This is a genomic window from uncultured Amaricoccus sp., from assembly GCF_937858865.1.
Taxonomy (GTDB): domain Bacteria; phylum Pseudomonadota; class Alphaproteobacteria; order Rhodobacterales; family Rhodobacteraceae; genus Amaricoccus.
Genome location: NZ_CALLYO010000032.1, coordinates 1 through 2,029, shown reverse-complemented (window position 1 = coordinate 2,029; position 2,029 = coordinate 1). Strand labels below are relative to the sequence as shown.

The 2,029-nt window shown below is 70.8% G+C and carries 2 protein-coding genes; both read left to right on the top strand.

All coding sequences use genetic code 11. The features are described 5' to 3' along the window. Nucleotides 1-94 precede the first annotated feature (94 nt). Nucleotides 95-409, top strand: coding sequence for a sarcosine oxidase subunit delta (locus Q0112_RS00850; RefSeq protein ID WP_297970249.1), 315 nt, complete (start codon nt 95-97; stop codon nt 407-409). Further along, nucleotides 406-2,029 (top strand): FAD-dependent oxidoreductase (locus Q0112_RS00845; protein WP_297970247.1); only part of this gene is annotated, 1,624 nt, incomplete at its 3' end. The genes Q0112_RS00850 and Q0112_RS00845, both read left to right, overlap by 4 nt.

Sequence of the window (2,029 nt, the reverse complement as noted above, 5' to 3'; positions counted from 1 at the left end):
CGATCAACGCCCCCTTCACGCTCGAGCGCTTCACCACCGGCCGGCTGATCGACGAAGCCGCCGCCGCCGCCGTCGCGCACTGAGGACCACGCCGATGCTGCTGATCCATTGCCCCTACTGCGAGCAGGACCTGCCCGAGCTCGAGTTCGCCTACGCCGGCGAGGCCCACATCGCCCGCCCCGCGGACCCGTCGAAGCTGACGGACGAGGAGTGGCGCGACTTCCTCTTCATCCGGTCAAACCCCAAGGGAGTGCACTTCGAGCGCTGGCGCCACATCAACGGCTGCGCCCGGTTCTTCAACGCCGCCCGGGAGACGGTCGGCGACAAGTTCCTCGCCACCTACAAGGCTGGCGAGCCCCGCCCCGACGTTGATGCGGCCCTCGCCAGCCTGAAGGGAGACGCCAAGTGACCACCTATCGCCTCCCGAACCGCGGCCGCGTCGACCATGGCAAGCCGGTCCGCTTCACCTTCGACGGCAAACCCTACCAGGGGCTTGCCGGCGATACTCTCGCCTCGGCGCTGCTGGCAAACGGCGTCCACCTGATGGGCCGGTCGTTCAAGTACCACCGTCCGCGCGGCGTGGTCTCCGCCGGTTCCGACGAGCCGAACGCCCTCTTCGGCACCCGCCGCGGCCCCGGCCGCTTCGAGCCGAATACCCGTGCGACGATCCAGGAGCTCCGCACCGGCCTGGAGGCGACGAGCCAGAACCGCTGGCCCTCGCTTTCGTTCGACATGGGCGCGGTCAACGACAACCTCGGGTCGCTGTTCTCGGCCGGCTTCTACTACAAGACCTTCATGTGGCCGCGGTCGTTCTGGGACAAGGTTTACGAGCCGGTCATCCGCAACGCCGCCGGCCTCGGCGTCTCCCCCTCCGAGCCCGACGCCGACCGATACGCCTCCCGCTTCGCTCACACCGACGTCCTCGTCGTCGGCGCAGGTCCTTCGGGCCTCGCCGCCGCGCTCGCCGCGGGCCGCTCCGGCGCGTCCGTCACGCTCGTCGACGAGAACGCGGAGGTCGGCGGCACGCTGCTCTCCGAGCCGACCGTAGTCATCGACGGCAAGCCGGCCTGGGATTGGCTCGCCGCTACCGTTGCCGAGCTCGCGGCTCTGCCGAACGTCACGGTGATGACCCGCACGACCGCGATCGGCTACTACCACCAGAACCTCGTCGCCCTCGCCCAGCGGCTGACTGACCACCTCGACACGCCGCCCGAGGGCGCCCCGCGCGAGCGCATGTGGAGGGTGCGCGCCCAGACCTACCTCAATCGCTACGGCGTCAGGGTCGGCGACCGCCCGGCGATCGTCACCGCCCACGACTCGGCCTGGTACGCCGCCTTCGACCTCGCCGAGGCCGGCGCCAAGCCCGCCGCGATCGTCGACGTCCGCGCCGCCGTCGATCCCGCCCTGACCGACCGCGCCCACGCGCTCGGCATCGAGGCTCTGCTCGGCCGCACCGTCACCGGCACCTCCGGCCGGCTGCGGGTGAAGTCGCTCCGCGTCAACAAGATGGAGAGCGGCAAGGCCGGGCAGGCGCGCGATATCGCCTGCGACGCCGTGCTCATGTGCGGTGGCTGGACCCCCTGCCTGCACCTTTTCAGCCACACCCAGGGCAAGCTCGCCTGGGACGAGACGCTGCAGGTGTACCTGCCCGGCAAGAAGACCGAGGCGGTGCAGATCGCCGGCGCCGGCCGCGGCCTCTGGGGCATCGCCGCGGCGCTCGCCGACGGCGCCACCGCCGGCGCGCAGGCGGCCCGCGACATCGGCCGCGATGCCGAGGCGCCGGCATTCGCCGTCTCCTCAGACCGCGCCGGCTCGGGCGTCACGCTGAAGGAGCTGCCGACCGACCGGAACCCCGCAACCGCCAAGGCCTTCATCGACTTCCAGAACGACGTGACGGCCAAGGACATCCGCCTCGCGGTCCGCGAGGGTATGCGCTCGATCGAGCACGTCAAGCGCTACACCACCAATGGCATGGCGACCGACCAGGGCAAGATGTCGAACGTCAACGGCCTGATGATCGCCTCGGACG

Bases quoted from the DNA above. Each gene is read 5' to 3' on its own strand.
- Q0112_RS00850 (WP_297970249.1), top strand. From the start codon at position 95: ATGCTGCTGATCCATTGCCCCTACTGCGAGCAGGACCTGCCCGAGCTC.